The organism is Streptomyces sp. NPDC051582, assembly GCF_040681715.1.
GTDB lineage: Bacteria > Actinomycetota > Actinomycetes > Streptomycetales > Streptomycetaceae > Streptomyces.
This window is the reverse complement of the sequence record NZ_JBFAZJ010000003.1, coordinates 252,101-275,440: the sequence shown is the minus strand read 5'-3', so window position 1 is coordinate 275,440 and position 23,340 is coordinate 252,101. Positions and strand designations below refer to the sequence as shown.

Genomic DNA, 23,340 nt, shown 5'->3' with positions numbered 1-23,340 from the left:
GCCCCCGTCGTTGGAGGGATCGTGACACTTCTGACGAGGCGGGCGGCGGCTGGCTTGGCCGCCGCGGCGGCATGGGCGGGCTTGCTGGGCGGCCTGGCCGGATGCACCGCGAGCGGCGGTTCCCCCGTCGAGATCCAGCTCCCCGGCAAGCCCCGGTCGCCCGACGAGGCCATCCGCATCACCCCCGAGGACAACGCGAAGGGGGTTCCGGCCGAGGGCCCGCTGACCGTCAGAGTGCCCGAGGGGCGGCTCGAACGGGTCGTGGTCACCAAGGTCGAGGACGCCCAGGAGGAGCACGTCGCCGGCTCCATCGCCCCCGACGGGCTCAGCTGGAGCCCCGACACCGAGGGCGGCCGGCTCGCGCTCGCCGCCAAGTACACCGTGGACGCGGTCGCGCTCGACGGCCACAACCGGCGCCAGGCCCGGCACACGACCTTCACCACCTACGTGCCCGAGGAGCGGTTCATCGGCTACTTCAAACCCGAGAACCGTTCCACCGTGGGCACCGGCATGATCGTCTCCTTCAACTTCAACCGGTCGATCGCCAACCGCGCCGACGTGGAGCGGGCCATCACGGTCACCTCCAAGCCCCCGGTGCAGGTCGTCGGCCACTGGTTCGGCAAGGAGCGCCTCGACTTCCGGCCCCGGACGTACTGGAAGCCCGGCACCGAGGTCACCGTCACCATGAACCTGCGGGACGTGCAGGGTGCTCCCGGCTCGTACGGCATCCAGGACAAGTCCGTCACCTTCACGGTCGGCCGCTCCCAGGCCTCCCTCGTGGACGCGGAGGCGCACACGATGGAGGTCCGCCGCGACGGGAAGCTGGTCCAAACCCTGCCGATCAGCGCCGGAGCCCCCAAGAACACCACCTACAACGGGAAGATGGTGGTGCTGGAGATGTTCGACGTGACCCGGATGAACGGCCAGACGGTCGGTTTCGGCGGCGAGTACGACATCCCCGACGTCCCGCACGCCATGCGGCTCACCACCTCCGGGACCTTCCTGCACGGGAACTACTGGGCCAGCCCCGACACCTTCGGCTCCTCCAACACCAGCCACGGCTGCGTGGGGCTGCGCGACGACAAGGGGGGCGGCTCGGACACCCCGGCCGGCTGGTTCTTCGACCGGACCCTGGTCGGGGACGTGGTCGAGGTCGTGAACTCGCAGGACAAGACGGTGGCCCCGAACAACGGACTGGGCGGCTGGAACATGTCCTGGGCGGACTGGGTCGCGGGCTCGGCCATCACCTGACGAAGCACCCCGGGCGCCCGTACGACGCACACCAGTCGAGTGATCGTCACACCGGAATGCCGTAGCCCGAGTGTGTCCCTCCGTCCGCCGCACCGCACCCTGCGCTCAGCTTGCTCCAGCCGAGCGGCGCGGCAGCGCAGCAGCGCCAGGAGACGGACGGAGCGTCATGTCAGCAAGGAACTGGACCCTCGGACTAGCGGTCGGGGCCGTACTGGCCGCGGCGGCCTCCCCGGCCGCCCTGGCGGCCCCCGGCGGGCAGGGGCCCGGCCGGGAACACGGGCCGGCACGGGTCGCCCTGCGCGCCCCGCTGCCGGACGGCCTCGGCCCCTGCGTCCCGGGCAGGTGCCCCGACCCCTTCCCGCAGGTCGACGTCGCCACCGTGGCCAAGGGCCACGACGACGGGGTCAACATCTTCGTCGGCGGGGACTTCCGGGTCCGTGAACGCGCCGCCGAGGCGGAGGGCAAGGTCGTCGTCCTCGGCAGCTTCGACCAGGACAAGGATCCCCAGGCCGGCCAGGCCTACAACATCGGCATCGTCGGCGCCGGCTCCCTCGTGCCGCCCCCGCCCGGCTCGGACTTCCTCGCCACCGGAAGGAACGTCCACATCGCCACCGGCGAGCGGCTGATCTCCGACGGCGGCGTGGTCCGGTACGCCGGCACCGCGCCCGGCCCCGGCCGGGTCACCGGACCGCTGGTGCACGACACGGCCGCCGTGGCCAAGTACGCGGGCCTGCGCGACCGGCTGACCGCCGCCAGCAAGTGCTACGCGCGGGTCGACGGGCAGCCCCGTACGGCCACCGGCTCGGCCGTCAACGCCGGCGGGACCACCGTCTTCACCGGCGACGGCGTCTCCCGGCTCCAGGTCTTCAACGTCGACTTCGACATGGTGTCCGGCGCAGGGGGCGGCGGCGCGGGCGGGGCCGTCGGCATCCGCTTCGACCGGATCCCGGCGGACGCCACCGTGCTCGTCAACGTCCTCGGCACCGACCGCACGATCAGCACCTACAGCGGCACCATCGTCGACGCGCAGAGTCCCTGGAACGCCCTGCGGACCCGGCTGCTGTGGAACTTCCCGGACGCCACGGCCCTGAACCTCCAGGGCAGCGGCCAGTTCCAGGGTTCCGTGCTCGTCGGCGAGCAGGCCTCGCAGACCACGGTCACCCTGCCCGGCATGAACGGCCGCTTCTTCACCACGGGCACGCTCACCCACACCAGCGCCGAAGGCCGCGGCGGCGGGCAGGAGTTCCACTCCTACCCCTTCGTCGGCGACCTGCCCGACTGCTCGACGACCCCGCCCGTCCCCGTCCCCGTCACCGGATCCGTCTCCGTCCTCAAGCGGGACGAGGCGGGCCGGCCGCTCGCCGGGGCGCGCTTCGAGCTGTGGCACGAGACGAACGGCCGGACCGGCGCGCAGTTCACGGGGGACGACGCCGACACCAAGGTCGCCGACTGCGTCACCCCCGCCACCGGAGTCTGCGCCCGGGAATCGGAGCTCGGCACGTACTACTGGCGCGAGACGGCCGCGCCCGACGGCTACGTGCTGCCCGAGCGGCGGGTGTTCCCGCTGACGCTGACCGCCGAGAACGCCACGGCCGGGGTCCGGTACGTGGTGGACAACGTGAAGGTGCCCCCGGCGCCCACCGGCAGGGTCGCCGTCCACAAGGTCGACGCCGCCGACGGAAGGACCCCCCTCGCCGGGGCCGCCTTCGAGCTGTGGCGCGAGAGCAACGGGGTCACCGGCCTCCAGACGGACGGCAACGAACCGGACACCCTCGAAGAGGCCCGCTGCGTCACCGGGGCCGACGGCCGGTGCGAGCTGGTCGTGGGGGCGGGCACCTACCACTGGCGTGAGATCGCCGCCCCCGCCGGATACGAGCTGCCCGCGCAGCCGGTGGCCACGGTCGTCCTCACGGAGGCGAACGCCGCGGCCGGGGTCACGGTCACCTTCGCCGACACCAGGGAGGAAGAGGAGTTCAGCGGCTCGCTGGAGGTCCTGAAGAAGGACGCCAAGACCAAGCGGCCGCTGCGCGGGGCGGTGTTCGAGGTCTGGAAGGAGACCAACGGCACCGCCGGCCTGCAGACCGCGGGCATCAACGCCGACGTCATGGTCAAGGCGGGCTGCGCCACCGACGGCGCGGGCGTCTGCACCTTCGAGCCCCTGGAGGCCGGGGCCTACTACCTGAGGGAGACCGACGTCCCGGAGGGGTACGTGCTGCCGGAGAACCGGGTGACGGGCCCGCTGCGGATCGACCGGCAGACCCCCGGCCACAAGCTGGTCGTGACGGTGGACAACCGGCGCGACGACCACGGCAAGGGCAAGGGCGACGGCGGAAAGCAGGGCAAGGAAGGCAAGGGCGGCAAGGGCGGCGGCCGCGGCTGACCCCCGCCCGCGGGTAGGCCGGTGAGGTGAGCCGCTCACCCCACCGGCGCACCTGCGCAGGCCGCCCGGAGCCGGGCCGGGTTAGCTGGGCCCCGGCGGCCCGACCGGCGGGCCCGAGGAGGCCCGTATGACCGCAGGCGACCCCGTCCCGCCGGTGCGCGCAGCCATCGCGCACCGGGCCGCCGCCGTGCTGGCCGCCGTACTCGTCATCGCCGCCCCGGCCCACGCGGCCGCGGCCGCCCCCGAACCCGCCTGCACCGCCGGGACCGGGCCCTACCAACGCGAGCTGGAGGCCCACCTCGGGCGCACCGTCGACGGGACGCAGTCGGCGGCCGACTGCGCGGCCGTCCGCACCTTCCAGCGCGCCAACGGCATCACCCCCGCCGACGGTTACCCCGGCCTCGCCACCTACCGCACGATGGTGGCGGTGGCCGCCCGCGCCGAGCCCAACGCCGCCGGCGACTGCCCCGTCCGCACCGGCCGGGTGACCTGCGTGGACCTCGACCGCCAGCTCCTGTGGGTGCAGCGCGGCGGCGACGTCGTCTTCCCGCCCGTGCCCATCCGCACCGGCCGCGACGACCAGGAGACCCGCCCCGGCCGGCACGAGATCTACTGGCGCAGCAAGGACCACGAGTCCACCCTGTACGACAACGCCCCCATGCCGTACGCCCAGTTCTTCGACGGGGGCCAGGCCCTGCACGGCCGTCCCGGCGACCTCTACGCGCACGGCGGCTCGGCCGGCTGCGTCAACCTCTCCGTACCGGACGCCGAACGCCTGTGGAACCTGCTGGACGAGGGCGACGCCGTCTACGTCTGGGGTACCAAACCGGGCACGGAGGACTGAGCCCGCCCGGCCGCCCGGCGTTCCCCCCTCTTGGGACGGAACGGTGACAAGACCGTTTCTCTTCGTGATCCCCCCGTGTGATTTCCTGTCGACATGCGCGCGACTGTCCGCGCGCGGGGGACATGGGGAGAAGAAGAGTGAACCTGCAGCCGATACGCGGCCGCGCCCGCCGCACCGGCCTGCCGGCCCTCCTGCTCGGAGCGGCGCTGCTGCTCACCAGCGCGTGCAGCGGAGGCGGCAACACGGGTGGGGGAGGCGGCGACAAGGGCGGCGGCGGTGGCAAGACCGGTACCGAGGCGTCCAAGGCCATCGTCAGCGTCAAGCCGGACGACGGCGCCAAGGAGGTCGCCACCAGCGGCATCCTGAAGATAACCAGCACCGGCGGCAAGCTCACCACGGTGACCGTCGCCGACACCAAGGGCAACGCCGTCGAGGGCAAGCTCGCCGCGGACGCCGCGAGCTGGGAGCCGGCCCGCAACCTGGCCGCCGCCACCGAGTACAAGGTGCACGCCGTCGCCAAGGACGAGGCCGGCCGGGAGTCCGCCAAGGACACCACGTTCACGACCCTGACCCCGACCAACACCTTCGTCGGCCACTACACGCCCGAGGACGGCGAGACCGTCGGCGTGGGGATGCCGGTGTCGATCAACTTCACCCGTGGCATCACCAACACCGAGGCCGTCGAGAAGGCCATCAGCGTGACGGCCGAGCCGTCCGTGCCGGTCGAGGGCCACTGGTTCGGCAACGACCGCCTCGACTTCCGCCCCGAGAAGTACTGGGCCGCGGGCACCAAGGTCACCGTGAAGATCGCCCTCGACGGAGTCGAAGGCCGCCCCGGCGTCTACGGCAAGCAGACCCGTACGGTCACCTTCACCATCGGCCGCTCGCAGGTCTCCACGGTCGACGCCGGCGAGCACACGATGCAGGTCGTCCGCGACGGCCAGGTGCTCAAGAACCTCCCGATCACCGCGGGCGGCCCGTCGACGACCACGTACAACGGACAGATGGTCATCAGCGAGAAGTACAAGGTGACCCGGATGAACGGCGCGACCGTCGGCTTCGGCGGCGAGTACGACATCTCGGACGTCCCGCACGCCATGCGCCTGTCGCAGTCGGGCACCTTCGTCCACGGCAACTACTGGGCCTCCTCCGGCACGTTCGGCTCCGAGAACGTCAGCCACGGCTGCGTGGGCCTCAAGGACGTCCGCGGCGCGGGTGACGGCAACCAGCCCGCCGCATGGTTCTTCAACGAGTCGCTGATCGGCGACGTCGTCGTCGTGAAGAACTCCAAGGACAAGGTGATCGCCCCGGACAACGGCCTCAACGGCTGGAACATGGACTGGGCGGAGTGGATCAAGTAGTCCTCCGCCGTACGTAGTCGAGTGGCCCGGTGCTGTGACCCACAGCACCGGGCCACTTCCCGTTAACCGCCGCTAACCTTTCGCGTATGACCCTCTCTCTCGAAGTCTCCGAAGGCGTCGGCACCCTCCGCCTGGACCGTCCGCCCATGAACGCCCTGGACATCGCCACCCAGGACCGGCTGCGCGAGCTCGCGGTGGAGGCCACCGACCGGGCCGACGTGCGCGCGGTGATCATCTACGGCGGCGAGAAGGTGTTCGCGGCGGGCGCGGACATCAAGGAGATGCAGACGATGGACCACGCGGCGATGGTCGCCCGGTCCCGCGCGCTCCAGGACGCGTTCACCGCCGTGGCGCGGATCCCCAAGCCGGTCGTCGCCGCCGTCACCGGTTACGCCCTCGGCGGCGGCTGCGAGCTCGCGCTGTGCGCCGACTACCGGATCGCCGCCGACAACGCGAAGCTGGGCCAGCCCGAGATCCTGCTGGGCCTGATCCCGGGGGCCGGCGGCACCCAGCGGCTGTCCCGGCTGATCGGCCCGTCCAAGGCCAAGGACCTCATCTTCACCGGCCGCATGGTCAAGGCCGACGAGGCGCTCGCCCTCGGCCTCGTGGACCGTGTCGTGCCCGCCGCCGAGGTGTACGAGCAGGCGCACGCCTGGGCCGCCAAGCTGGCCCAGGGCCCGGCGATCGCGCTGCGCGCCGCGAAGGAGTGTGTGGACGCGGGCCTGGAGGCGGACATCGACACCGGCCTGACCATCGAACGCAATTGGTTCGCCGGCCTGTTCGCCACCGAGGACCGCGAGCGCGGCATGCGCAGCTTCGTCGAAGAGGGTCCGGGCAAGGCGAAGTTCGTCTAACCGCAGTGCGGTCGGTCCTCCCTGGGGGTGGATTAGCCAGGCCTTAAGGCAGCCTTAAGGACCGGTGGAGATCCACTCCGGGTGATCTTCCGCGAGCGGTGGGTCACCGCAGATCAGGGTCGTCCCACGCCCATCCGCTTGCCCGGCGCATATGACGGAACACCCTTTCGGAATCAATGATTCCGGGGGGTGTTTTCCCAAGGAACGGCCCGGGCGGGCGTATCGGCCGTCCATGATGGGTTCATGGCGGGCCTGGAGGGTGTGGAACAGCCGCGGCAGCGCAGCGGCGCTTCCGCCGTGCGGCTGACGGCGGCTCTTGAGGACGAACAGGGCCTCAAGGCGCTGGAGTTGTACGGTAATCCGGCCGAGGCGGAAGTGAACCTGCCGTCCATGCCGGAGTCGGCGAGCAGCGCACGCCGTCTCGCCCGCTACGTGGTGATCCGTTTGTGGGGCTTCTCCCCGCAGGTGTCCGAGCACACCGTCCTGCTGGTCTCCGAGCTCGTCGGCAACGCGGTGCGCCATACCGGCGCCCGGTCGTTCGGCTTGCGGATGCACCGGCGGCGCGGCTGGATCCGGGTGGAGGTGCGCGACCCCTCGCGCGGGCTGCCCTGCCTGATGCCCGTTCACGAGCTGGACACCACCGGGCGGGGGCTCTTCCTCGTCGACAAGCTCTCCGACCGCTGGGGCGCCGACCTGCTGCCCCGCGGCAAGATCACCTGGTTCGAGATGAGAGTGGCCGACCGCTGACCGCCGGCCGCACCCGCGGGGCCGCCCCTCCCGCAAAAGCCTGAAGCCCCCGGTCGCCGTGGTGTGGCGTCGTGGGGGCTTCATGGGTGCGCCGAGGATCGAAGGGGGTGTGATCCTCGGCGTGGCGACTTCGCTCGGGTCAATGGGGAAGCCGTGATTCCGACTATGGCAGACGGGCGACCAAACGCCAAAAGTCCCAACCTGGACATAAGTGTGCAAATACTCAGAGTTTCGGGCTAAATCCTAGGTGAGGTGAGCCACTCACCTCGCAATCTATGAATAACTATCCACCGCTCCGTGTGATTCGTTGATCGAATGCCGGGCACTCCCTCATCCGGGCGTACCTCAACGAAGGTCCCGAAATGGGTCAATCGTTATCTTCTGTGCCATCCGCCCCTTAAATGGGCAGGTGCTCTGCTACCCGGACCGCCGATCCGCCCTCCGCGCCGGGGCCGCGGCCGCCGTCGGCGCCCTCACCGCCGCCTGCGGCACGGGCGCCCGTACGCCCGCCGGCCCGCCCGCCGAAGCCGCCTCGGCGAAACCCGCCCCGGTCCGGGCCGCGGCCGCCCCGCGCCGGTTCCCCGGCCAGCCCGACGAGATCGCGCACGGTCCGCGCGACCGCCCCCGCGTCGCCCTCACCTTCCACGGCAACGGGGACCCCGCCATCGCCCGGGCCGTGCTGGCCGAGGCCGAACGGGCGGGAGCGCGGGTCACCGTACTGGCGATCGGCAGCTGGCTCGACGCCCACCCGGACATGGCCCGCCGGATCCTCGACGGCGGCCACGAACTCGGCAACCACACCCAGCGCCACCTCGCGATCAACGACATGCCCGAGGCGGAGGCCTACGCGGAGATCACCGGCTGCGCCCAGCGGCTCAAGCGGCTCACCGGCTCCATCGGCACCTGGTTCCGGCCCTCCCAGACCCAGTACGCCACCCCCCTCGTCAAGGAGCTGGCCCGGCGGGCGGGCTACCCGCACGTCCTCTCGTACGACGTGGACTCCCTCGACTTCACCTCGCCCGGTGCCGCGGCCGTCATCCGCACCGTCACCGGGACGATCCACGAAGGATCGGTGGTGAGCCTGCACTTCGGCTACGCGGACACGGTCGACGCGATGCCGCCCCTCCTCGAAGAACTCGCGCGCCGCAAGCTGCGCGCGGTGACCACCACGGAGCTGCTGACCTCATGACGACCACCCGCCTTCCCCGGAAGGCCACCGTGCTGCTGGCCGGTCTGGTCCTCGCCGCCCTGGCCGGCTGCGGAGCGGCCGACAAGAAGCCCGCCGAGGCGCTCGGCTCCGCGGCACCCGCCCGGCAGCCCGTCAAGGCCGTCCCCGCCGTACCGCCCGGCCTGGCCGGCATGCCGCCGCTCCTCGACCCGAACGACGTCTACGCGGCCGACCGGCCGAACAACCTCTCCCCGCTGGTCAAGGACTTCCCCTCGCGCGTCTACGTGCCGAACACCACCTCCAACACGGTGTCCGTCATCGACCCGAAGACCTACAAGGTCATCGACACCATCCCGGTCGGGATCCAGCCCCAGCACGTCGTGCCGTCCTGGGACATGAAGACCCTGTGGGTCAACAACAACCGCGGACACACGCTCACCCCGATCAACCCGGCCACCGGCGAGGCGGGAGAGCCCGTGGAGGTGCACGACCCGTACAACCTGTACTTCACGCCGAACGGCAAGTACGCGGTCGTGATGGCCTCCATGGACCGCGAGCTGGTCTTCCGCGACCCGCACACGATGAACCGGGTGAAGACGGTCCCGGTGACCTGCTTCGGGGTCAACCACGCCGACTTCTCCGCGGACGGCCGCTACTTCATCGTGAGCTGCGAGTTCTCCGGCGAGCTCCTCAAGGTCGACACCGAGAAGATGGAGGTCGTGGGCCAGCAGAAGCTGCCGTTCGAGGGCGCGATGCCGCAGGACGTGAAGATCTCCCCGGACGGGAAGACCTTCTACGTCGCCGACATGATGGCGGACGGGATGTGGGTGCTCAGCGGGGACAAGTTCGACGTCCCCAAACTGCTGCCCACCGGGAAGGGCACCCACGGCCTCTACGTGAGCCGCGACTCACGCGAGATGTACGTCTCCAACCGGGGCGAGGGCAGCATCTCCGTCTTCGACTTCAAGCAGAACAAGCTCACGAAGAAGTGGGAGCTGCCGGACGGCGGCAGCCCCGACATGGGCGGCGTCTCCGCCGACGGCAAGGTGCTGTGGCTGTCGGGCCGCTACAACTCGGAGGTGTACGCGATCGACACCACGACCGGCGAGCAGCTCGCCAAGATCCGGGTGGGCGGCGGCCCGCACGGCCTGGCCGTCTACCCCCAGCCGGGCCGCTACTCGCTCGGCCACACGGGGATCTTCCGCTAGACCCGCTCCGCGGGAGCGGCCCGGTACGGGCCGGACGCCCCCCGGACGGAGCAGGGCGGGACTGCCGCTACCCTTGGCCGGTCAACAAGCACCGAGAAGGGGTGGATCCCAGTGGCTGACATCGAGAGCGCGCGGGCGACGTTCGGCAAGTTCGACGCGGACGGTGACGGCTTCGTCACGGCGGACGAGTACAGCGCGGCCATGAAGGCGATGGGTGACGCGTTCGTCACCGGCGCCGTCGCGGACGCCGTGATCGCCGCCAAGGACGCGAACGGCGACGGCCGTATGAGCTTCGACGAGTTCTGGGACGCCCTGAACAAGTAAGCAGGCTTCGCGAAGCCCCCGACCGCCCCTGCCGGGCGGTCGGGGGCTTCGCCGCGTTCCCGGGTCAGGCCATGTCCTCGACCTCGGCCAGGGCCTCCTCCAGCCAGCGCAGCCAGAACGTCTCCAGGCCGACGCCGCCGTGCAGGACGAGCCGGCGCAGCCGGTCCTCGTCGGAGTCCCGCCCCGGCGGGAAGTCCTTCTCCTCGATGGCCTCGTAGACCGCCAGCTGCCGGCGGTGCAGATCCAGATGGCGCCGCAGCTCCGCGGCCAGCCCGTTCGGGCCGACGACGGCCGCCGCCCGGATCCTCAGCAGCAGCGGATCCCGGATGGCCTTCGGGTCCTGGCTCTCGCCGACCCACCGCGCGAGCTCCGCGCTGCCGGCGGCCAGCACCTCGTACTGCTTCTTCTGCCCGCGCACCGGCACCTCGCTGGGCAGTTCCCGGATCAGCCCGGCCTCCTCCAGCCGGCCGAGCTCGCGGTAGATCTGCTGGTGCGTCGCGGACCAGAAGTACCCGATCGACTTGTCGAACCGCCGAGTCAGCTCCAGCCCCGACGAGGGCTTCTCCATCAGGGCGGTGAGGATGGCGTGAGGCAGCGACATGCGGCCATCCTAGGGACGCGGGAGGTCGAGGACCCCGGTCCGCTCCGCCAGGACACCCCCCGTGGTGACGTCGATCAGCCGGGGATGCCCGGTCAGCGAGAAGGCGCGGTCGTCGCCGTCCCACCGCGGGGACATGGGTTCGCTCGTCGCCTCGGACATCCGCAGGGGGACGGACCCTACTGCCAGGCGGCCAGGGCTTCAGGGGTTTTCGGGCCCGGGGCCCGCGGGCCCAGGAGGGCGTGGGCGCGCAGCAGGGACGTCACCGCCGGGGACCAGGCCTGGCGCAGACCCGCCGCGGCCAGGAGAGCCGGGTCCGACAGCAGGGTCTGCGCCGGGCCGGTGCGGATGCCCGAGGGGGTCAGGACCGCCGCGTCGTCGGCCCAGCGGACCGCCAGGTCCACGTCGTGCGTGGCCATCACCACCGTGGTGCCGGCCGCGCGCAGGCCCGCCAGGACGTCGAGCAGGCGCTCCTGCCCGTCCGGGTCCAGGCCCGCCGTCGGCTCGTCCAGGATCAGCACCCGCGGAGCCATCGCCACCGCCCCCGCGATGGCGGCGCGCTTGCGCTGCCCGTACGAGAGCAGGTGCGTCGGGCGGTCCCGCAGCGCCGTGATGTCCAGCGCGGCGAGCGCCGAGTCCACCCGGGCACGCACCTCCTCCGCAGCCAGACCCAGGTTCATCGGGCCGAACGACACGTCCTGCTCCACCGAGGCCGCGAACAGCTGGTCGTCCGGGTCCTGGACCACCAGCTGCACCGCCGTGCGCAGGCGGGTCAGCCCCGCCCGGTCGTACGAGACAGCCGTCCCGTCGAGGCGCAGCGAGCCCGGTCCGGGCCGCAGGCCCCCGCTCAGCAGCCGCATCAGCGTGGTCTTGCCGCTGCCGTTGCGGCCCAGCAGGACCAGCGCCCGGCCCTCGGCGATGGCGAAGTCCACGCCGGAAAGGACCGCCGGGCCGTCCTCGTACGCGTAGCCGGCGCCGGCCAGTTCCACCAACGGGTTCACAGGTAGAGCCCCTTCAGGGTGAGGGTCAGGGTGATCAGGGCAGCCAGCAGGGACCCCGAAGCCGCCAGGAACCGCCAGGACAGGGCCGCCTCGGGTACGAGGACCCGCAGCGCGCCGTCGTAGCCGCGCCCGGCCAGGCCGTCCTGGAGCCGCGCCGCGCGGTCGAAGGCCCGTACGAAGGAGGTCGCGGCGAGCCCGGCCAGCGAACGCCACACCGCCGCCCGCCCGGACTGGCCCAGCCTGGCCGCCTGGGCGCGCCGGACCTGGGTCAGCGAGTCCAGCAGCAGGAAGCCGATGCGGTACATGACGAGGGCCACGTCCACCACCGGCGCCGGGACCCCGGCCCGGACCAGCCGGGGCAGGACGTCCGAGACGGGCGTGGTGAAGGCGAACAGCAGCACGCCCAGGGAGGCCGCCGAGGTCCGCAGCAGCAGCTCGGCGGCGTGCCGGGGGCCGTCGGGCGCGAGCGAGACGAACCCGGCCGGGCCGCCGACGGCGACCAGCAGCGGCAGCGCGCCGGTGAAGCAGAAGCCCAGCGGTATCCGGAAGGCCCGCCACAGCTGCCGCCCGGCCACACCGGCCGGGCCGAGCAGCACGGCGAGCGTGGCGGCGGCGACCAGCGGGCCGCCGGGCCAGGGCGGCAGGCACACGGCGGTGACCGTCAGCCCGAGCCCCAGCAGGGCCTTCTCCAGCGGATGCCGGCGCCGCCACCGGCTGCCGTGCGCCGCCACGTCGATCGGCAGCACCGTCTACGACTCCGAGGCGGTGGTGTCCGGCGCGGCCGCGGCAGCACCGGCCGCGGCGGCCTGACGGCGGCCCTTGCGGACGCCGAAGTAGTAGGCGAGCACGCCCGCGCCCAGGGCCGCCTGGAGGGCGAACAGGGCCGACTCCACCTCCCCGGAGGGGGGTTCGTACAGCGGCGAGAACCACGGCTCGTAGTCCGGCTTGAGCTCGGTGATCGCCGTTTCCGCCTGCGCGTCGGCGCCCGCGAACGGCTCCTCCTTGCCCTCTCCCATGCCCAGCGCGATCGGCAGTACGGCCAGCGCCGCCACCAGGAGCAGCAGCAGGCCGTTGATCTTGGAATTCCGGCTCATGCCCATCACGCGGCCGCCTTCTGCTCGCTGCGGCCGGTGAGCTTCGCGACGCCCAGCCGGACCAGGTCCGACTTGCTCGACTGCATCAGCAGCCGCATCACGAGCACGGTCAGCAGCCCCTCGCTCACCGCGAGCGGGATCTGGGTCACCGCGAAGATGCCGCCGAACTTCACGAGCGCGCCCGCGAACCCGGTGCCCGGGTCCGGGAAGGCCAGCGCCAGCTGCACGGACGTCACGCAGTACGTGACCAGGTCGGCGAAGAACGCGCCGAAGAAGACGGTCACCATCAGCGGCACGTCGAAGCGCTTCAGCAGCAGGTACACCCCGTACCCCGCCCACGGCCCGGCGATCGCCATCGAGAACACGTTCGCGCCGAGGGTGGTCAGCCCGCCGTGTGCCAGCAGCAGCGCCTGGAAGAGCAGGGTGATCGTGCCGAGCACCGCCATGATCGGCGGCCGGAACAGGATCGCCCCGAGCCCGGTCCCGGTGGGGTGCGAACAGCTGCCCGTCACCGACGGGATCTTCAGGGCGGACAGGACGAAAGTGAATGCTCCCGACGCCCCGAGCAGCAGCGTGCTCTCCGGGTTCGCCTTCACCTCACGGGTGAGGGCGCGGACACCGTGGACGACGAACGGAGCGGACGCGGCGCCCCAGGCGACCGCGTGCAAAGGGGGCAGGAAGCCCTCGGCTATATGCATGAGTGGGGAGACCTCTCCAGCACCTCGTGGATGGACAACGCGCCCCGGCCGGTCTCCTGGCTCACGGGTGCTGATGCCCTGGCCCCGCCTTCCCGGGCGGTGCGGAACTTCCCGCGCCGCCCAGTGGCTTCCCGAAAGAGTGGAGCCGGACTTCCCGTTCACAGTGGCGAGGGCCGCACCGGTCTTCCACCGGTTTCCCGTACACCAAGGCCCGTTGACCCTAGTCGGACGGACGGACCTGCACCAATCCGGTCCGAACGTCCCGTGTCCGCACGCCCCGTGCCCGAACGGGTGCGGCCCGCTGGCGGCCCCCGCAGGCGGCCCGCAGGCTGGCGGGGTGGCCGACGACTACGACTACTCAGACCTGACCGCCGTCTACGTCAACTGCACCCTCAAGCGCTCGCCGGAAACCAGCAACACCGAGGGGCTGATCGCCCGCAGCCGCGCCGTCATGGAGGCGGCCGGTGCGCGGACCTCGCTCATCCGGGCCGTCGACCACGACATCGCCACCGGTGTCTGGCCGGACATGACCGAGCACGGCTGGGAAGCCGACCAGTGGCCCGTCCTGTACAGCCAGATCATGGACGCCGACATCCTCGTGCTGTGCGGCCCGATCTGGCTCGGTGACAACAGCTCCGTCATGAAGCAGGTCATCGAGCGGCTCTACGCCTGCTCCTCGATCCTGAACGAGCACGGTCAGTACGCCTTCTACGGCCGCGTCGGCGGCGCGCTCGTCACCGGCAACGAGGACGGCGTCAAGCACTGCGCCATGAACATCCTCTACAGCCTCCAGCACCTCGGCTACGCGATCCCGCCCCAGGCCGACGCGGGCTGGATCGGTGAGGCCGGGCCCGGGCCCTCGTACCTCGACCCCGGCTCGGGCGGCCCCGAGAACGACTTCACCAACCGCAACACGACCTTCATGTCATGGAACCTCATGCACCTGGCCGCCCTGCTCAAGCGCGCGGGCGGCGTTCCGGCGCACGGCAACCAGCGCTCGGAGTGGGACGCCGGCTGCCGCTTCGACTTCCCGAACCCCGAGCACCGGTAGGACCGTGACCGTGACCGTCACCGGCAGACGTTGCGGTGGGCGACGTCCAGCACGAGGCGTTCCGGCGCGTGCAGCGTGAACGAGCTGACGGAGGGCTTGGCGCCGAACGCGGCGCCGAAGGTCACGTACCCCTCGAAATCGCCGGTCAGGGCCAGGCCCTTCAGCTGCGGCAGGTGGATCTCGACCAACCGTGGTCCGCGGTAGGTGCCGGCGCCCGCGCGGTCGTGGGCCGCGGCGGGATGCAGCCGGATCTGGAGGAAGTACTTCCCGGCCAGCGGGACGGGCGCGCCGGACCCGTCGTGGACCAGCCGGGGGACGCGGGTGACGGTGGCCCCGGGAACGTATCCCCGCAGGTCGATGACGATGCGGTCGTACGTGCAGTGCCCGCCCCAGCGGGCGTTCACGACGAGCGGCGTGGGCCGCACCACGGCCGAGGCCGGAGCGGCGAGGGTGATCCCGGCGGTGAGCAGCACACCCGTGGCGAGGGCCACGAGCTGCCGGCGGCGGAGGTGGTTCATGACGTCCCCCTGATTCTTCAGAGGCGGGGACCGGTGTCACTGCTGAAGACACTCCCCGGCAGGCTCATGGTTGCACCTAAAACCGCTCAAAACAGAAGAAAACCCACCAACGGGTAACTTACCGGGGCAGCAGGGTGCTCAGCTCGGCGTCGAGGTCGTAGTGCCGCTGCTCCTCGCCCCGGGGCACCAGGGCGACCAGCTGCCGGCACAGCGCCCGCACGTCCTTCGCCCGTGCGGACACCACGCAGCTCTGAGCGCCGTTGCTGAAGGCGAGGAAGACCCGCGGTTCCGCGCCCTGCCAGCGCGGCCACACCTGGATGTCCCCCTCGCCCGTCACACAGGTCTCCCCGTCGAGCAGCAGGTCCCGGGAGAACACCCAGCGCGCCAGGTGCGTCCCGGCGCCCCGGAAGTCGAGCGCCAGCTCGTAGGGCCGGTCGCGGCGGTACGTGAAGGCCCCGTCCACCGGCAGGGGCTCGGGGGAGGCCTCCAGCCGGAGCGGGAGGACGCGGTATTCGATTCCGTCCATGCGCAGCGCCTCTCTGTGGTGTCCGGCCGGGGGCCCGGCGGCCCTCTCGGGCAAGCTAACCCACCTCCCGGCTACCCCCGCGGGCCGAAAGTCCTCATCCCGGGGGCCGCTGGACCTCATTTGTCACAGGAAAGGGGCGGGCTCGGGGCCGGGAAGGGCGCGGAAAGGGGGGCGGGAACGCGAAGGGGCCCGCCCTCCGGGGGGAGGGCGGGCCGCCGCGTCACCGGACCGTTACGGGACGGGGTGGAAGACGAGGGAGCCGTTGGACTGCCCGAGGGCGGTGAAGCCGGCGCCGTTGGCCTGGGCGCCGTTGTTCTGGTTGGACGCCCCGGAGCCCGTGGCGACCTGCTGGGTGGTGGAGGAGTTGCCGAGGTTGGCGCCGGCGACCCCGCTGCCGAGGATCTCGCCGACGGCGGCGTTGGACGAGACGCCCGCACCGGCTCCGTTGTCGGCCTGGGCCGTGCCCGTGAAGAGCAGGGCGGCGCAGGGGAGCGCTGCGACAGCCGCCAGGACGCGGATGCTGCGGTTGCTTGCCATGATGAAGTCCTCCAGTGCACAAAAAGGCTGCGGTCCAAGGCGGTTGGCCGACCGCCGGGGGTGTGGCCGCGACGTCACGTGATCACCATGGCGCATGCGATCTTCGAGAGACCAGCCCGCGGCGGAGGGTTCGCCCTCAAGCGTGATCAACTCCGTGCAAACCTCAATTGGCCTGCGACTTCACCAAGTTGTGGAACGCGGGAGGGGCCCGGCGCACCGCGCCGGGCCCCTCCCGCGTCAAGTGCGGCGGATCAGCACTCGATGACGTTGACCGCCAGGCCGCCGCGGGCGGTTTCCTTGTACTTGACCTTCATGTCGGCGCCGGTCTCCTTCATGGTCTTGATGACCTTGTCGAGGGACACCTTGTGGGAGCCGTCGCCGCGCATGGCCATCTTGGCCGCGGTGACGGCCTTGACCGCCGCCATGCCGTTGCGCTCGATGCACGGGATCTGGACGAGGCCGCCGACCGGGTCGCAGGTGAGGCCCAGGTTGTGCTCCATGCCGATCTCGGCCGCGTTCTCCACCTGCTCCGGGGTGCAGCCCAGGACCTCGGCGAGGGCGCCCGCCGCCATCGAGCAGGCCGAGCCGACCTCGCCCTGGCAGCCGACCTCGGCGCCGGAGATCGAGGCGTTCTCCTTGAAGAGCAGGCCGATCGCGCCGGCCGCCAGCAGGAAGCGGACCACGCCCTCCTCGTCGGCGCCGGGCACGAAGTTCATGTAGTAGTGCAGGACCGCCGGGATGATGCCCGCGGCGCCGTTCGTCGGGGCGGTGACCACCCGCCCGCCGGCCGCGTTCTCCTCGTTCACGGCCATCGCGTAGAGGGTGATCCACTCCATCGACAGCGCCTGCGGGTCGCCCTCGGAGCGGAGCTTGCGAGCGGTGTTCGCGGCCCGGCGGCGGACCTTCAGGCCGCCCGGCAGGATGCCCTCGCGCGACATGCCGCGCGCGACGCACGCCTGCATGACCCGCCAGATCTCCAGCAGGCCCTCGCGGATCTCCTCCTCCGTGCGCCAGGCCTTCTCGTTCTCCAGCATCATCGCGGAGATCGAAAGACCGCTCTCGCGGGCCATGCGCAGCATCTCGTCGCCGCTGCGGAAGGGGTACTTCAGCACCGTGTCGTCGAGCTTGATCCGGTCCTCGCCGACCGCGTCCTCGTCCACGACGAAGCCGCCGCCGACCGAGTAGTACGTCTTCTCCAGCAGCGGGGCGCCGGCTGCGTCGTACGCGAAGAGCGTCATGCCGTTCGCGTGGTACGGCAGGGACCGGCGGCGGTGCAGGATCAGCTGGCTCGGCTCGTCGAAGACGATCTCGTGGGCGCTCCCTATCTCGGTGCCGAGCAGGCGCAGGCGGCCCGTCCTGCGGATGCGCTCCACCTCGTCGTCGGCGCTCTCCACGTTCACCGAGCGGGGGGAGTGGCCCTCCAGGCCGAGCAGCACCGCCTTGGGCGTGCCGTGGCCGTGGCCGGTCGCACCGAGGGACCCGTACAGCTCCGCCCGGACCGCAGCGGTCTGGGCGAGCACGCCGTCCTTCTTCAGCCGGTTCACGAACATGCGGGCGGCGCGCATCGGGCCGACCGTGTGGGAGGAGGAGGGGCCGATGCCGATGGAGAAGAGGTCGAAGACGGAGATGGCCACGGTGGCGGACTCCCTTGTCTGCTCGTGGGGTGGGAGGGTGCAGGAGGGGCGGTGCGGCGGTTCGGGTGGTTCGGGAGCTTCGGGAGGGGTGATTGTTCGGATTTTGTCCGACAGACGAGCTTAACGCGGTGAAGTGAACGGCTCGTCTGCCGGACCGGGTGCGCAAGGTTGCGGTCAGGCGCGGATCAGGTCACGATCCCGCTCCGCGAGGTCGTCCGGGGCGGCGGCGGGCTCCGCCGTGAGGGCCGTCTCCAGGATCGGGGCGGACCCTGGCAGCCCGGCGGAGCGGGCCTGGACGCCGAGGAGGGAAGACGATCCACCGGGCCGGGGCGATGACCGCGCAGTCGGCGGACGCGAGCGTCGGCGGGGACGGGACCGAGGCGTGCGGCAGCCGGAAGGGACGGCGCGGGTCCGGGTCGGTGCGGCGGAAGGCGCCCACCGCGACCGGCCCGGTCGGGTCCGGGATCACCACCGCGGCCGGGACGACCGGGGCCCGGGCGATGGACCGCATCCGCCCGGGGCCTTCGGTCATGAGAAGGGCCCGGCCCCGTGCACCACCAGGGCCGGGCCCCTCCACGTCGTCGCCTGGAACCCGTGGAGCCTAGAGCGTCGGGTACAGCGGGAACTTCGCGGCGAGCGCCGAGACGCGCGCCTTCAGGTCCTCCGCGTCGTACGCGGGCTTCAGGGCCTGCGCGATGATCTCGGCGACCTCGGTGAAGGCCTCGGCGTCGAAACCGCGGGTGGCCAGCGCCGGCGTGCCGATCCGCAGACCCGAGGTGACCATCGGCGGCCGCGGGTCGTTCGGGATCGCGTTGCGGTTGACCGTGATGCCGACCTCGTGGAGGCGGTCCTCGGCCTGCTGGCCGTCCAGCTCGGAGTTGCGCAGGTCGACCAGGACCAGGTGCACGTCGGTGCCGCCGGTGAGGACGTCCACACCCACGGCCTTGACGTCGTCCTGGACCAGGCGGGCGGCGAGGATCTTCGCGCCCTCCAGGGTGCGCTCCTGGCGCTCCTTGAACTCGGGCGAGGCCGCCACCTTGAAGGAGACCGCCTTGGCCGCGATCACGTGCTCCAGCGGACCGCCCTGCTGACCCGGGAAGACCGCGGAGTTGATCTTCTTGGCCAGCTCCTGCGTCGACAGGATGACACCGCCGCGCGGACCGCCGAGGGTCTTGTGCGTGGTGGTGGTGACGACGTGGGCGTGCGGCACCGGGTTCGGGTGCAGACCCGCGGCCACCAGGCCGGCGAAGTGCGCCATGTCGACCATCAGGTACGCGCCGACCTCGTCCGCGATGCGGCGGAAGGCGGCGAAGTCCAGCTGGCGCGGGTAGGCGGACCAGCCGGCGACGATCAGCTGCGGCTTGGACTCCTTGGCGAGGCGCTCGACCTCGGCCATGTCGACCTGGCCGTCCTCACCGACGTGGTACGGGACCACGTTGTAGAGCTTGCCGGAGAAGTTGATCTTCATGCCGTGGGTCAGGTGACCGCCGTGGGCCAGGTTCAGGCCCATGATCGTGTCGCCCGGCTTCAGCAGCGCGAACATCGCGGCGGCGTTCGCCTGCGCACCGGAGTGCGGCTGGACGTTCGCGGCCTCGGCGCCGAAGAGCTCCTTGATGCGGTCGATCGCGATCTGCTCGACCACGTCGACGTGCTCGCAGCCGCCGTAGTAACGGCGGCCCGGGTAACCCTCGGCGTACTTGTTGGTCAGGACCGAGCCCTGGGCCTCCATGACCGCGACCGGAGCGAAGTTCTCCGACGCGATCATTTCCAGGGTGGACTGCTGGCGGGCGAGCTCGGCGTCGACGGCGGCGGCGACGTCGGGGTCGAGCTCGTGGAGGGGGGTGTTCAGAACGGACATCAGGTTCCCCTGGGACTCAGTTGTCGGAGTGGGTGAGCGCGGCGTACTCGTCGGCCGTCAGCACGTCCTTCGGCTCCTCCGAGAGACGCACCTTGAACAGCCAGCCACCCGCGAACGGGGCGGAGTTCACCAGGGCCGGGTCGTCCACGACGTCCTGGTTGAACTCGACGATCTCACCGGAGACGGGGGAGTACAGGTCGCTGACCGACTTGGTCGACTCCAGCTCGCCACAGGTCTCGCCCTCGGTCACGGTGTCGCCGACCGCGGGGAGCTGGGCGTAGACGACGTCACCGAGCGCGTTGGCCGCGAACTCCGTGATGCCGACCGTCGCGACGCCGTCCACGGCGTCCGACAGCCACTCGTGCTCCTTGGTGTAACGCAGCTGCTGGGGGTTGCTCATGACCTGATTCTCCTGGATGCGGGGGAGTGGATACGAACGGTGGTCTTGCGGAGTGAGACGGCCGGTACGGCGTACGGGCGCTACTTCTGCCGCTTGTAGAACGGCAGGGCCACGACCTCGTACGGCTCATGCGTACCGCGAATGTCCACGCCGACGCCGGAGGTGCCGGGCGCGGCGTGCGTCGCGTCCACGTAGGCCATCGCGATCGGCTTGCCCACCGTCGGGGACGGGGCGCCGGAGGTGACCTCGCCGATGACCTGGCCGTCGGCCACGACGGGGAAGCCGGCGCGCGGGACGCGGCGGCCCTCGGCGATCAGGCCGACCAGCTTGCGCGGCGCCTTCGTGGCGGAGCGCTCGGCGGCGGCCTCCAGCGCGGCGCGGCCGACGAAGTCGCCCTCCTTCTCGAACTTCACGACCCGGCCCAGCCCCGCGTCGAACGGGGTGAGGGAGGTGGTCAGCTCGTGCCCGTACAGCGGCATGCCCGCCTCCAGGCGCAGCGTGTCCCGGCAGGACAGGCCGGCCGGGACCAGGCCGACGCCCTCGCCGGCCTTGGTCAGGGCCTCCCACAGCCGGACGGCGTGCTCGGGGGCGACGAACAGCTCGAAGCCGTCCTCGCCGGTGTAGCCCGTACGTGCGATCAGCGCGGGTACACCCGCGACCGTGCCCGGCAGACCGGCGTAGTACTTCAGCCCGTCGAGGTCGGCGTCGGTGAGGGAGGCGAGGATGCCGGGGGATTCCGGGCCCTGGACGGCGATCAGCGCGTACGCGTCGCGGTCGTCGCGGACCTCGGTGTCGAACCCGGCGGCGCGCTCGGTCAGGGCGTCCAGGACGACCTGGGCGTTGGAGGCGTTCGCGACGACCATGTACTCGCTCTCGCCCAGGCGGTAGACGATCAGGTCGTCGAGGATCCCGCCGTCCTCCTGGCAGATGTGCGTGTAGCGGGCGCGGCCGACGCCGACGGTGGAGATGTTGCCCACCAGCGCGTAGTCCAGGGCCTTGACGGCCTCCGGGCCGGTCAGCGTGATCTCGCCCATGTGGGAGAGGTCGAAGAGGCCGGCCTTGGTGCGGACGGCGTTGTGCTCGTCGCGCTCACTGGCGTACCGCAGGGGCATGTCCCAGCCCGCGAAGTCGGTCATGGTCGCACCGAGCGAGCGGTGCAGCGCATCGAGGGCGGTCAGGCGGGGGGCAGTGCTCATGGGTGTGGCTCCCGGGTCCCAGGGCATGACATGACGAGGACGATCCTCCCCATCTGTCATCGGAACCTGAGAGGTTCGCCGAGAGTTCCCGGTCGGACCCGGGGAACGTCGACTTGCACCTTGGGTGGAGCGCACGCGGGTGCCGTCGCGGGGGACGGCGGCGCGGCTCGCTTTTCAGATCTGCCTCATCCACGCGGTACGGGGCCTGAGAGATTCAAGGGAGGTACTTGCTCCTTCGGCGCCCGGGCACCGCCTCACGGCGTGCCGGGACTCTCCCGCGCGGATTCAAGCGGCCGGTATGCAGTTGGTCCAGATGGCGCACATCATTGCACGCCGTCCGGGCGATCGGGCGTGCGGGCCCGAAAGAACGTGCGGAAGGGGTGCGCCGGTGGTGGCGGACCGGTGGTGACGGACCGGTGACGCATCCGGGACGCGGCCGGGATACACGACCGGAACCGGGGGCCCCGTATTACCGTCTCTTTACACTCAGTGGGCATGGGGCCCCCGCGGGGCCCGGATGGGGGAGGCGATCACTGTGCGGAGATTCGGAGTGCTGGCGTTGACCGGGACGGGGTCCGTGGGCGGGGTGCCGGCGGCGCGGCGGGCGCGCGCCGAGGGCGCTCCCGTACGCGACCTGCGCGGCCGGGGCGCGCACGGACCGCAGTGGCTCGGCTTCGCGGAAGGGGACATCGTCGTCGTGTCCGGCCTTCCGGGCGGCGGCAAGAGCACGCTGATCAAGCGGGCCGCCGAGGGCGGCGGCATCGACTCCCAGGACGTGCGCGAGCGCTGGGAGCGGCGGATGCCGAGGGCGCTGCCGTACGGGGTGTACCGGCCGCTGGTCCGCTTCGCCCACTACTGGGGGCTCTGGCGGACCCTGCGCTCCGGTGCCTCGGCGGTGGTCCACGACTGCGGAACGCAGAGCTGGGTGCGCGGCCTGCTGGCGGCGGCCGCGCGGCGGCGGGGCCGGGCGCTGCACCTGCTCCTGCTGGACACCAGCCCGGAGGAGGCGCTGGCCGGGCAGGAGGCGCGCGGGCGCGGGGTGTCGGCGTACGCCTTCGCCCGCCACCGGGGCGCGGTGGCCCGGCTGCTGCGCGACGCGGAATCGGGCCGCCTCCCGGCCGGCTGCACCTCGGCGGTCCTGCTGGACCGCGGCTCGGCCGCGTCGGTGACCCGCATAGCCTTCCGCCGGGACCCTGCCTGATCGGCACGCCCCCTCCACGCCCCCTCCCCGGCCCCCCGCCGTCCGGTGCCACCCGAGCCGTTAACCTCGGGCGACGGTACGGGCGACAACCACAGCGGAGGCGTAGATGCAGGGCGGCGGCTGGCCGGACAACGAGCTGGAGCAGGTGCTCGGAGCGGCGCTCGGGCAGGCGGACGCCGGGGCCCGGATCGTCGAGGTGCTCGGGCGCAGCCGGCTCTGGGTGCCGCTGCCCGGCGGCGCCGCCCCGGACGCGGCCGGCGGTCTCACGCTGCCCACCATGGAGATCAACGGGGCCCCGTACGTGCCCGTGTACAGCTCCGAGGCCCAGTTCCGGGCCTGCGCCGGCCCCGCCATGGACTTCGCCGTGGCCCCCGCCGTCGAGTTCGCCCGCGGCCTGCCCCCGCAGCTGGGCATCGCCGTGAACCCCGAGGGCGCCGTCGGCGTGCCGCTGCCCCCGCCCGCCGTGGCGGAACTCTGCCGCACCGGCCGGACCCCGCTCGACGGCCCCGCCACCGGCGGCCGCGTCCGGCTCTACGAGCCCGACTGGCAGGAGGACCCGGTGGACTTCCTGACCGCCGCGGCCGAGGAGTTCCGCGCCTGCGGCGTGGTCGCGGCCGCCCACCGCTGCCTGGCCAGCGTCGAGGGCGGGGCGCCGGAGCTCTACATCGGTGTCCGGCTGCTGGGATGGGAGCCCGGGATGCGGAACGCCCCGATGGACGCCCTCGGCCGGGCCCTGGCCCGCGTCGCGCCGCCCTGGCCCGTGCAGTTGATCCTCCTCGACGCCGCGCAGGACCCGGTGGTCGACTTCATCGCCGAGCGCGTACGCCCCTTCTACCTCGCGTAGCGCCGCTTAAGCTGGGTGCCGATACGGGTGGACGGGCGGACGAAGAG

General features: G+C 71.9%; 25 protein-coding genes and 2 riboswitches. Of the genes, 12 read left to right on the top strand and 13 right to left on the bottom strand.

Annotated features, from left to right (window positions below):
* Positions 1-30 precede the first annotated feature (30 nt).
* The 9 genes from AB0M92_RS06835 (at position 31) to AB0M92_RS06795 (ending at position 10,137) form a co-directional block, all read left to right on the top strand.
* On the top strand, positions 31-1,251 hold the full coding sequence (locus AB0M92_RS06835; protein WP_366101163.1) for an Ig-like domain-containing protein: 1,221 nt from the start codon (positions 31-33) through the stop codon (positions 1,249-1,251).
* Between the two features lie 166 nt (positions 1,252-1,417).
* Positions 1,418-3,631, top strand: coding sequence for a choice-of-anchor A family protein (locus AB0M92_RS06830; RefSeq protein ID WP_366101012.1), 2,214 nt, complete (start codon positions 1,418-1,420; stop codon positions 3,629-3,631).
* A gap of 127 nt (positions 3,632-3,758) precedes the next feature.
* A complete protein-coding gene (locus AB0M92_RS06825; protein ID WP_366101010.1) occupies positions 3,759-4,475 on the top strand; it encodes a L,D-transpeptidase family protein in 717 nt (238 codons plus the stop codon).
* Between the two features lie 143 nt (positions 4,476-4,618).
* Complete coding sequence (locus AB0M92_RS06820) at positions 4,619-5,836, top strand: Ig-like domain-containing protein (protein ID WP_366101162.1); 1,218 nt, start codon at positions 4,619-4,621, stop codon at positions 5,834-5,836.
* Positions 5,837-5,922: 86 nt separating this feature from the next.
* Entirely contained in the window at positions 5,923-6,690 is a 768-nt protein-coding gene (locus tag AB0M92_RS06815) for an enoyl-CoA hydratase-related protein (protein WP_030857311.1), read from the top strand.
* Positions 6,691-6,933: 243 nt separating this feature from the next.
* Positions 6,934-7,437: an ATP-binding protein gene (locus tag AB0M92_RS06810; RefSeq protein WP_366101009.1), complete on the top strand. Its 504-nt coding sequence runs from the start codon at positions 6,934-6,936 to the stop codon at positions 7,435-7,437.
* A gap of 409 nt (positions 7,438-7,846) precedes the next feature.
* Positions 7,847-8,626 (top strand): polysaccharide deacetylase family protein, encoded by a 780-nt coding sequence (locus AB0M92_RS06805; RefSeq protein WP_366101008.1) that lies wholly within the window; start codon positions 7,847-7,849, stop codon positions 8,624-8,626.
* Positions 8,623-9,813 (top strand): hypothetical protein, encoded by a 1,191-nt coding sequence (locus AB0M92_RS06800; protein WP_366101007.1) that lies wholly within the window; start codon positions 8,623-8,625, stop codon positions 9,811-9,813. Before AB0M92_RS06805 ends, AB0M92_RS06800 begins: the two co-directional genes overlap by 4 nt.
* A gap of 111 nt (positions 9,814-9,924) precedes the next feature.
* A complete protein-coding gene (locus AB0M92_RS06795) occupies positions 9,925-10,137 on the top strand; it encodes an EF-hand domain-containing protein (protein WP_366101006.1) in 213 nt (70 codons plus the stop codon).
* Positions 10,138-10,201: 64 nt separating this feature from the next.
* Here the strand turns inward: AB0M92_RS06795 and AB0M92_RS06790 are convergent, their stop codons facing one another.
* The 6 genes from AB0M92_RS06790 to AB0M92_RS06765 are packed head-to-tail and all read right to left on the bottom strand — an operon-like array spanning position 10,202 to position 13,528.
* Positions 10,202-10,738: a PadR family transcriptional regulator gene (locus AB0M92_RS06790; RefSeq protein WP_366101005.1), complete on the bottom strand. Its 537-nt coding sequence runs from the start codon at positions 10,736-10,738 to the stop codon at positions 10,202-10,204.
* A gap of 9 nt (positions 10,739-10,747) precedes the next feature.
* Positions 10,748-10,897, bottom strand: coding sequence for a hypothetical protein (locus tag AB0M92_RS06785; RefSeq protein ID WP_366101004.1), 150 nt, complete (start codon positions 10,895-10,897; stop codon positions 10,748-10,750).
* 17 nt (positions 10,898-10,914) lie between these two features.
* On the bottom strand, positions 10,915-11,736 hold the full coding sequence (locus AB0M92_RS06780) for an ATP-binding cassette domain-containing protein (protein WP_366101003.1): 822 nt from the start codon (positions 11,734-11,736) through the stop codon (positions 10,915-10,917).
* Complete coding sequence (cbiQ, locus tag AB0M92_RS06775; RefSeq protein WP_366101002.1) at positions 11,733-12,482, bottom strand: cobalt ECF transporter T component CbiQ; 750 nt, start codon at positions 12,480-12,482, stop codon at positions 11,733-11,735. The genes AB0M92_RS06780 and cbiQ overlap by 4 nt, the downstream gene beginning before the upstream one ends.
* 3 nt (positions 12,483-12,485) lie before the next feature.
* Entirely contained in the window at positions 12,486-12,830 is a 345-nt protein-coding gene (locus AB0M92_RS06770) for an energy-coupling factor ABC transporter substrate-binding protein (protein WP_366101001.1), read from the bottom strand.
* Positions 12,831-12,835: 5 nt separating this feature from the next.
* Complete coding sequence (locus AB0M92_RS06765) at positions 12,836-13,528, bottom strand: energy-coupling factor ABC transporter permease (RefSeq protein ID WP_366101000.1); 693 nt, start codon at positions 13,526-13,528, stop codon at positions 12,836-12,838.
* 28 nt (positions 13,529-13,556) lie between these two features.
* A riboswitch (cobalamin riboswitch) is annotated at positions 13,557-13,752 on the bottom strand.
* Positions 13,753-13,865: 113 nt separating this feature from the next.
* Between AB0M92_RS06765 and AB0M92_RS06760 the strand changes: the two genes are divergently transcribed.
* Positions 13,866-14,579, top strand: coding sequence for a flavodoxin family protein (locus AB0M92_RS06760; protein WP_366100999.1), 714 nt, complete (start codon positions 13,866-13,868; stop codon positions 14,577-14,579).
* A 17-nt stretch (positions 14,580-14,596) separates the two neighbouring features.
* On the opposite strand, the gene AB0M92_RS06755 is transcribed toward AB0M92_RS06760, so the two are convergent.
* The 7 genes from AB0M92_RS06755 to gcvT all read right to left on the bottom strand — a co-directional run bounded on the left by AB0M92_RS06755 (position 14,597) and on the right by gcvT (position 21,248).
* Positions 14,597-15,097 carry a hypothetical protein gene (locus AB0M92_RS06755; RefSeq protein ID WP_366100998.1) on the bottom strand — a complete coding sequence of 167 codons (501 nt, stop codon included), beginning with the start codon at positions 15,095-15,097 and terminating at the stop codon, positions 14,597-14,599.
* A gap of 118 nt (positions 15,098-15,215) precedes the next feature.
* Complete coding sequence (locus AB0M92_RS06750; protein WP_366100997.1) at positions 15,216-15,623, bottom strand: SsgA family sporulation/cell division regulator; 408 nt, start codon at positions 15,621-15,623, stop codon at positions 15,216-15,218.
* Positions 15,624-15,854: 231 nt separating this feature from the next.
* Complete coding sequence (locus tag AB0M92_RS06745; protein ID WP_366100996.1) at positions 15,855-16,160, bottom strand: hypothetical protein; 306 nt, start codon at positions 16,158-16,160, stop codon at positions 15,855-15,857.
* Between the two features lie 251 nt (positions 16,161-16,411).
* Positions 16,412-17,794, bottom strand: coding sequence for an L-serine ammonia-lyase (locus AB0M92_RS06740; RefSeq protein ID WP_366100995.1), 1,383 nt, complete (start codon positions 17,792-17,794; stop codon positions 16,412-16,414).
* Between the two features lie 601 nt (positions 17,795-18,395).
* Positions 18,396-19,652, bottom strand: a complete 1,257-nt coding sequence (gene glyA, locus AB0M92_RS06735; RefSeq protein ID WP_366100994.1) for a serine hydroxymethyltransferase — start codon at positions 19,650-19,652, stop codon at positions 18,396-18,398.
* Between the two features lie 16 nt (positions 19,653-19,668).
* Positions 19,669-20,052, bottom strand: a complete 384-nt coding sequence (gene gcvH / locus AB0M92_RS06730; RefSeq protein ID WP_366100993.1) for a glycine cleavage system protein GcvH — start codon at positions 20,050-20,052, stop codon at positions 19,669-19,671.
* Between the two features lie 80 nt (positions 20,053-20,132).
* Positions 20,133-21,248: a glycine cleavage system aminomethyltransferase GcvT gene (gcvT, locus tag AB0M92_RS06725; protein ID WP_366100992.1), complete on the bottom strand. Its 1,116-nt coding sequence runs from the start codon at positions 21,246-21,248 to the stop codon at positions 20,133-20,135.
* A gap of 184 nt (positions 21,249-21,432) precedes the next feature.
* Positions 21,433-21,536: riboswitch (glycine riboswitch) on the bottom strand.
* A 289-nt stretch (positions 21,537-21,825) separates the two neighbouring features.
* Between gcvT and AB0M92_RS06720 the strand changes: the two genes are divergently transcribed.
* Both AB0M92_RS06720 and AB0M92_RS06715 read left to right on the top strand, forming a co-directional pair.
* Positions 21,826-22,449 (top strand): AAA family ATPase, encoded by a 624-nt coding sequence (locus AB0M92_RS06720; RefSeq protein WP_366101161.1) that lies wholly within the window; start codon positions 21,826-21,828, stop codon positions 22,447-22,449.
* A 106-nt stretch (positions 22,450-22,555) separates the two neighbouring features.
* Positions 22,556-23,293, top strand: coding sequence for an enhanced serine sensitivity protein SseB (locus AB0M92_RS06715; RefSeq protein ID WP_366100991.1), 738 nt, complete (start codon positions 22,556-22,558; stop codon positions 23,291-23,293).
* Positions 23,294-23,340 lie beyond the last annotated feature (47 nt).

What these genes read in the sequence shown, in the direction of transcription:
- AB0M92_RS06830 (WP_366101012.1), top strand. Translation starts at nt 1,418, where the DNA reads ATGTCAGCAAGGAACTGGACCCTCGGACTAGCGGTCGGGGCCGTACTG.
- AB0M92_RS06825 (WP_366101010.1), top strand. Translation starts at nt 3,759, where the DNA reads ATGACCGCAGGCGACCCCGTCCCGCCGGTGCGCGCAGCCATCGCGCAC.
- AB0M92_RS06815 (WP_030857311.1), top strand. Translation starts at nt 5,923, where the DNA reads ATGACCCTCTCTCTCGAAGTCTCCGAAGGCGTCGGCACCCTCCGCCTG.
- AB0M92_RS06810 (WP_366101009.1), top strand. Translation starts at nt 6,934, where the DNA reads ATGGCGGGCCTGGAGGGTGTGGAACAGCCGCGGCAGCGCAGCGGCGCT.
- AB0M92_RS06800 (WP_366101007.1), top strand. Translation starts at nt 8,623, where the DNA reads ATGACGACCACCCGCCTTCCCCGGAAGGCCACCGTGCTGCTGGCCGGT.
- AB0M92_RS06790 (WP_366101005.1), bottom strand. Translation starts at nt 10,738, where the DNA reads ATGTCGCTGCCTCACGCCATCCTCACCGCCCTGATGGAGAAGCCCTCG.
- AB0M92_RS06785 (WP_366101004.1), bottom strand. Translation starts at nt 10,897, where the DNA reads ATGTCCGAGGCGACGAGCGAACCCATGTCCCCGCGGTGGGACGGCGAC.
- AB0M92_RS06770 (WP_366101001.1), bottom strand. Translation starts at nt 12,830, where the DNA reads ATGAGCCGGAATTCCAAGATCAACGGCCTGCTGCTGCTCCTGGTGGCG.
- AB0M92_RS06765 (WP_366101000.1), bottom strand. Translation starts at nt 13,528, where the DNA reads ATGCATATAGCCGAGGGCTTCCTGCCCCCTTTGCACGCGGTCGCCTGG.
- AB0M92_RS06755 (WP_366100998.1), bottom strand. Translation starts at nt 15,097, where the DNA reads ATGAACCACCTCCGCCGCCGGCAGCTCGTGGCCCTCGCCACGGGTGTG.
- AB0M92_RS06750 (WP_366100997.1), bottom strand. Translation starts at nt 15,623, where the DNA reads ATGGACGGAATCGAATACCGCGTCCTCCCGCTCCGGCTGGAGGCCTCC.
- AB0M92_RS06745 (WP_366100996.1), bottom strand. Translation starts at nt 16,160, where the DNA reads ATGGCAAGCAACCGCAGCATCCGCGTCCTGGCGGCTGTCGCAGCGCTC.
- glyA (WP_366100994.1), bottom strand. Translation starts at nt 19,652, where the DNA reads ATGTCCGTTCTGAACACCCCCCTCCACGAGCTCGACCCCGACGTCGCC.
- gcvH (WP_366100993.1), bottom strand. Translation starts at nt 20,052, where the DNA reads ATGAGCAACCCCCAGCAGCTGCGTTACACCAAGGAGCACGAGTGGCTG.
- gcvT (WP_366100992.1), bottom strand. Translation starts at nt 21,248, where the DNA reads ATGAGCACTGCCCCCCGCCTGACCGCCCTCGATGCGCTGCACCGCTCG.
- AB0M92_RS06715 (WP_366100991.1), top strand. Translation starts at nt 22,556, where the DNA reads ATGCAGGGCGGCGGCTGGCCGGACAACGAGCTGGAGCAGGTGCTCGGA.